General features: G+C 48.4%; 4 protein-coding genes. All 4 read right to left on the bottom strand.

Features of this window, described 5'->3' with window-relative positions; all coding sequences use genetic code 11:
* Window positions 1–253: 253 nt before the first annotated feature.
* The 4 genes from QUW60_RS12005 to QUW60_RS11990 all read right to left on the bottom strand — a co-directional run bounded on the left by QUW60_RS12005 (window position 254) and on the right by QUW60_RS11990 (window position 5,531).
* Complete coding sequence (locus tag QUW60_RS12005; protein WP_289560762.1) at window positions 254–1,414, bottom strand: fimbrillin family protein; 1,161 nt, start codon at window positions 1,412–1,414, stop codon at window positions 254–256.
* A gap of 43 nt (window positions 1,415–1,457) precedes the next feature.
* Window positions 1,458–2,369 (bottom strand): DUF5119 domain-containing protein, encoded by a 912-nt coding sequence (locus tag QUW60_RS12000; protein WP_289560760.1) that lies wholly within the window; start codon window positions 2,367–2,369, stop codon window positions 1,458–1,460.
* Window positions 2,366–3,655, bottom strand: coding sequence for a DUF3575 domain-containing protein (locus QUW60_RS11995; RefSeq protein WP_289560758.1), 1,290 nt, complete (start codon window positions 3,653–3,655; stop codon window positions 2,366–2,368). Before QUW60_RS11995 ends, QUW60_RS12000 begins: the two co-directional genes overlap by 4 nt.
* Window positions 3,656–3,881: 226 nt before the next feature.
* Entirely contained in the window at window positions 3,882–5,531 is a 1,650-nt protein-coding gene (locus tag QUW60_RS11990) for a tetratricopeptide repeat protein (protein WP_289560756.1), read from the bottom strand.
* Window positions 5,532–6,000: the final 469 nt, after the last annotated feature.

Raw genomic sequence — 6,000 nt, 5'->3', positions numbered from 1 at the left:
CTTAAAGATACATATCTCCAACTTGAAGACATATGTCTTCAGGCTGGAGATTCTTTTTTTTCCGGCGGTGCGTCACCGGAGCTTCTCAGGTGTTGTATAAAAAGACAGAGAGCATCTCAAAATCCCTTCGAGATGCTCTCCTGGCCATAAAAAACAGATGAAATGATTCGACCTTTATTGGCAGACCGAAGTCATTTTTTTCAGGCCAATGAAACAATTAAAATGATTGACAAAAAAAATCGCTTGCAGCGTATTACATGTTTATGTCTGTAGGAACTTCTTCCCAGTCATCCACGCTGACGGTGAAGGTGATGGGACCTCCCAGAATATCCTGTCCGCCGATGCCCGGAGTTTCATCCGTCTTGTCATCCGTGCCGCCGGGGTTTTCCGGATTCGGGTCTATTTTGCCAGCACCGCCGCCGTCCCCGCAGAAAGTCAGGTTGTAGACATACTTTTTGCCCGGCTGCCAGTTTGTGTTGATGGCTACAGCAGAGTAAGCATACTTTCCTGCCTTGTTGTCACTTTCTGTCGGTTGCGGATAAATCAAGGTTTCTCCTGCGTTGCTGAGATTGGAGATACGGCAGAGAACGGCGAGATAAGCGCCTTGCTTGTTTATTTCCGCCTCGGGGTTGTTCTTCGTTCCGTTCCACGGAGTGAGCTGCTGCGGAATGACCATGAAGTTCTTTTCTCCGAACATGACGGACTTCAGAGTACCGTCCAGCGTGACAGCTTCTGTTCCGTTGCTGTAATAAGCTTTTGCCGGCATATTCTGGTCTGCATGGCTGCCCCATGCGTTGTCTGCCAGCTTAACGTTTGCTCCCAGTTCTGTTTCCGGGAAAGTCAGACTGGCTTTTGTTGCCATGTTGACCATCTTCACTCCGATGATTTCAACTTTGATGGAGCTGCTTTTCGCGTTCTTGGCTTTTACCTCGATTTGAGATAGAGCATGCTTGAAGTTCAAGGGAACCGGAGCTGCGTTGTAAGTTTCTTTAGTCCCGGCTTTGTATGCAATCAGCAAATCCTTGTGGTTAGTCACGTTGCCGTCAGGAGTGAAATCGGAGATTGTTTTGCTGTCCTTGTTGATGGTTACAGTTCCTTTTCCTGAGGCAGGACCGTTTGCGTAGGCATAGAATTTCAGCTCATACTCGGGCCAATAATATGTACCCGCAGTATTCCATGCGTCGCCAGACTTCGTTACATCTGTTTCAAACTCTGTGCCGGTACTTCTGATGGCAGTAACCTTGAAAGCATTCAGAGAGGCGGATGTTTCTTGGTTGCCTTCTCGTGTAGAAGCGTCTACCAATGTGCGGAAAGCGATTCCTTTTCCACTGTTCACATCCACTACTTCGTCGTTGGAGCAGGCTGCAAATGATGCAGACACAATCGCTAAACTCAAAATAATGTTACTCTTCATAAAACAATTTTTAATGGTTAAGAAAAAAAAGTTCGTTTTATATCTACATGGAGATTTCAATCTCCTCTGTATTCCATTCGTCTACATTCGGGTTAAAGCCGCTGTCGTCGTCGATGGGCTTGGGCAGGGGAAGCCCGTCGAGCACGATGTGTACGTTCATCGGATCCGGAGCCTCGTGTATTTTTGCCGTGACATCATAGACAAAGCTGTATTTTTTCCCGTCGTTCAGCACGGCATATACAACCAGGCTTTGGGGAGTTTCCGATGCCGGTGGATAGCCGAAAGTGTAGAAATCGGCCTTTACAGTCGTCTTTCCGTCGGATGTCATGTCAAAGGGCAGCGTTGCCAGTTCGTCTGTCGGTGTGTCCTCACCGAGCATAAAGCCGCCGGACATGCCTGTGAGCGAACCGAATATTTCTCCCGAGGAGATGTACTCCAGGTTTCCTGCATTTATTATTTCCACGATATAGTGCCGCACAACAATCTTCGGGTAGAGCGTAAGCATTTGTCCTTCGCGTGAAGCCACCACCTCCACTTCTTCCGCGCGGTCGTCCCACAGCATGTCCGGGACCGCTCTGATGCTTTGGCCGTTTCGCGGTACGGGACGCGGGAACGCTCCTTCGGCCAGATAAGCCTCAAAACTTTCATAATGCTCAGCGTTCCGGTAGAGGATGAACTCTGTGTTGCTGTTCAGGCACAATGCGCGATAATGTCCGGCCGGAACCGTGACAGTTCCTCCCGTCCGGTCGGTGAACTCGTAGACCAGCGGTTCTTTTTCTGTTTTCGGAAAGAGATAAAGCCGCATGCTCGAGGGCCGGGCATCGGGAGCATATCTCCAGTCGAAGATTACCCGCAGATCAGCCGTGTGGGGATGGTCGAAGCAAAGCTCCTTGTGCTCGCATGCTGTCAGTATGCCTATCAGCGCGAGCAGGGACAGTAGACCGTATCTTTTCATTTTTTGCCTCCTTTCTTCAGGTTGTGGTTTCCGCGGCCAAGCAGCCAGACAAGAGATATCTCAGCCTTGGTCGGACCAAACCAGTGCCGCTGTTTCGTTGCCTGCCATACATAGTGGTTGTCCATGGGCAGGTATTCGTAATAGGTTCCTCCCCAGTAGCCCAGGCCGATGACAAAGTCGATGTTCAATCTCCTTGCAATGGGCAGCGAATAGCCATATTCCAGTCCTGCGGTGTAGTTCATCTTTTCCCACAGCGTGCCGCCCGGTTTGCCGCCCATGTATCCCCGCCCTCCGGTTTCGAAGTCGTAGGTAAGTATCTGTCCGTACACTCCCAGATGGTGTCCGCTGAGCGGGCTTCCTCCTTCCGGGCGGCAGAAGTATTTCCGTATGGCCAGTTCGCCTCCGTAGATTCGCCAGTAGCGGTGGCGTCTGTTCTTCTTCCACCATGCGTACATCCAGCTTCCGCTTGCCGAGAAGCCTTTGCCCAGATAAAACTCTACGCCGGCGTTGGGGACGAGCAGGACGTCATAAAGCAGATTGGTTTTGACCGCCATGTAGAAGGGCGGCTGCTGTTGCGATTCTGATACCATCCGGCTGTCTTCCGCTTCCGTTTTGGATGCGGGCACAGGAGTGAGAGGCTGCGGCATCTCCACTGTATCTGTCTGTTCGGCATCAGGCTCTGGCACTTGTTCCGTCCCGGCAGCCGGCAGCAAGGATACGTATTGCACTTCAACGAGCGAACGGCGCAGCAGGGGAAAGAAATGCTTTTCCATATAGCGCCAGCTATTTCCCCGGTGAAGGTCCATCAGTTGCTTTTTGCGGCTGTCTACCACGATGCCGTTTTTTATGACCCACTCAGGGGTATTGTCCAGAATAGACAGCACTTCTTCTTTTTCTTTGCAGGGCATGTCAGACAGCGCGACTTTCGTGCGGAGATTGTCCCAATCGATGCCGGCATGAGTTTCTGTTATAATGGAAGCCTGGGAAGGAATGCGGCGGCGAAGATAGTTGCCGATGCTCTGCGACCGGCGCTTCGACAAGTTTCTGTTCAGTGACGTGCTTCCTTCCGGCGATGCTCCCGACATTATGCTGAAACGGTCCAGGCGAAGCGTGCTGTCGGATGAGAGTTTGTGGAGGACTCCCAATAGACTGTCCAGTTTGTTGCGGTTATCCTGATAGGCGGAGTCGATCCGCGCACTTCCCTGCCGGTAATAGACCTCGACAGTGAAAGTGTCAACCGGCATAATGCCATCGGCCCATACGGCAAGATTTGTTAGGGATAACATGCAAAAGCAATAAATTTTTTTTATCATATTACAAGTCTTGTATTTCTGATTGCAAATTTAGAGATAAGATTTCACAGAAGACAGATTCTGCAATGTACATGTCTTTATGCGTAGTATGCTGATATACAGGGTATAATATTCTCTTGTACATGTACAATTTGCATTCGGATGATGTCCGTCCTGCTTTGTCTGCCTTTGCCGCCCGGCAATGAGCCTGTGCCAGATCTTAAAACTGTTTGATAAAGTCGTCCAAAGTCATGTTTTCGATCTGCATCTTTTCTTTCAGACGCATTTTCTTTCTCGAAATGCTTCCTTTGGCTATGTGGTATATTTCTGAAAGCAGGGAAAGCGAGAATTCCATCTTCAGCAGACAGGCAAAGCGCACCTCCTCCAGAGTGAGTTGCGGATAAGCCTCTTTCAGCCGGAACGTGAAGTCGTTGAAACATGCATCCGTATTCTGTATGATTATATCCCACTCCTCCTTTTTCAGATGCATGGCTCCTTGCGAGTTCTGGCTTTTCATCAGAATCGGGACGGTTAGAGCATTCAGCCGCTTGTAGTATTCTACATTCTGGTTCAGCGATTCTATTTGAATGGCTTCACGGTTGTGCTTCTCCTGCAAATATTTCACCTCTGTTTCCCATTGGTTGTTCTGGAGCCGAACCATGTCCTGTTCCTTTTCCTTCAGTGACACCTCAACCTTTTTCTTGGCTTGCTTTATGCGGAGGACGATTGAGATGCCTAAACACAGCATCAGTGACAAGAGGATGGCCAGGCGGTAATAAGAAATTTCCTGTTCTGAAATCTTCGTGTTCATATTGGCTATTCTCCGCTGCTGGCGTTCGTGCTCCTGGAAAGCGTTCAGGTTGCTGATATATCCGGCCTTATTGTTTGCTTCCAGTGAATCCCTGCAGCGGATGCTTCTTTCAGCATACTCAGAGGCTGCCTGAAAGTCCTTTTCCTCCTTCTTCAGCTGTGCCATCTTGTAGTAAACGTCTTGCTTTTCTTTCAAGGGAAGTTTCTCGATGTTCTTCAGAAAAAGACGCTCCGCGTCCTTTAAGCGGTTCATTTTCAGGCAGATATTTCCTTTCAATACATTGCAAGTCAATTCGAACTCATCGGAATGGTCGTTTTGCAGGGCGATATCTATATAGAATAAAGCCGAATCAGGCCTGTTCATGGCCAGGCAGACTCTGCTCAGGTCCTTGTTGTATTCCGCCCGGGCAGAGAATTCCTTCTGCGGCAAGATGCTGAGAGCCTTGCACAGACGCTGTCCGGCTTCAGTGTAATTCTTTTCAGAAATGCGGAGTTCTGCAAGTTCATGCAGCGCTTCTGCCATCAGCGTAGAGTCTTTCATCTCGCTGGCGATGTCGAGGGCATGTTCCAGGCATTTTTCTTCCATGTCATGCATCATCTTGAAACGGTAAATATAGGCTTCTCCCACCTTGATGGCAAACATCATTCCGCTGTCCTTTTCTGCAAATCTCTCAGCCTGGCTGTAAGAGGCATTGGCTCTGAGAAAGGCGTATCTGCCGGAATATATTTTCCCAAGGAAGAAGTGCAATTGGCACAAGCGCGCGGAGTCTTTCTGTTTTGTAAAATGCGACAGAGCCACATCCGACTTGTCCAGCAGCAATTCAGAAGCATCGGAAGTAAGCTGCGCCTTGACCAGCAGAAAATAATAGAATGCCTTGTCGGCTCCTCTCAGAGAGGATGTATCAGTTTCAAGTATCTGCCTTACAGACTTTTCCGGGATAACGTCCAGGGAGTCTTCCAGCATCAGCAGCGACGGACTGTAAATGCTGTGTTGCTTACGGCTGCACGAAAATGAGCTCATGATCAGCATTGCTACGATAAAACCTGTTTCCAACCGCATATCTTTAACCTTATTAATATACACTTTTATCTTTTGACATAGAATCTTTAGAAAAGAACGGGGGGTGTTATGCTTTGCCAAACATCCAGACGTTCATAAAGAACAATAATAAGTGAGGAATGTTTAGAAAATTAATATGATTACAATTTTTTGTAGAAATCATTCTGCTTCACATAACATCAGACCGCTTGTTCCGGGACGAGTCATTTCTCGATCGGTCTGTTTTCTTTTCTGGTGCAAAGGAAGCGGTATTTGTATAGAAAAGCAATTTTTTACATGTACATGCTATGTCGCATAAAGGTCTGTATATCTGATTTTTCATGCTTTTAATGGATGTACATATGGGATGTACACGCAAGATATGGAGGTGCATATGCAGAAAAAGCCCCGCAGCTTTCCTTATTCGCTTCGGGGCTGATGTTCCGGATCTCCGGTGCGGTTTTCAGCTGTTGTTCTGGCAGCTGCTTTG

Origin of the sequence: Bacteroides gallinaceum (genome assembly GCF_030373775.1) — a bacterium.
GTDB lineage: Bacteria > Bacteroidota > Bacteroidia > Bacteroidales > Bacteroidaceae > Phocaeicola > Phocaeicola excrementipullorum.
This window is presented reverse-complemented; position numbering and strand designations above follow the sequence as displayed.

What these genes read in the sequence shown, in the direction of transcription:
- QUW60_RS12000 (WP_289560760.1), bottom strand. Translation starts at nt 2,369, where the DNA reads ATGAAAAGATACGGTCTACTGTCCCTGCTCGCGCTGATAGGCATACTG.
- QUW60_RS11990 (WP_289560756.1), bottom strand. Translation starts at nt 5,531, where the DNA reads ATGCGGTTGGAAACAGGTTTTATCGTAGCAATGCTGATCATGAGCTCA.
- QUW60_RS11995 (WP_289560758.1), bottom strand. Translation starts at nt 3,655, where the DNA reads ATGTTATCCCTAACAAATCTTGCCGTATGGGCCGATGGCATTATGCCG.
- QUW60_RS12005 (WP_289560762.1), bottom strand. Translation starts at nt 1,414, where the DNA reads ATGAAGAGTAACATTATTTTGAGTTTAGCGATTGTGTCTGCATCATTT.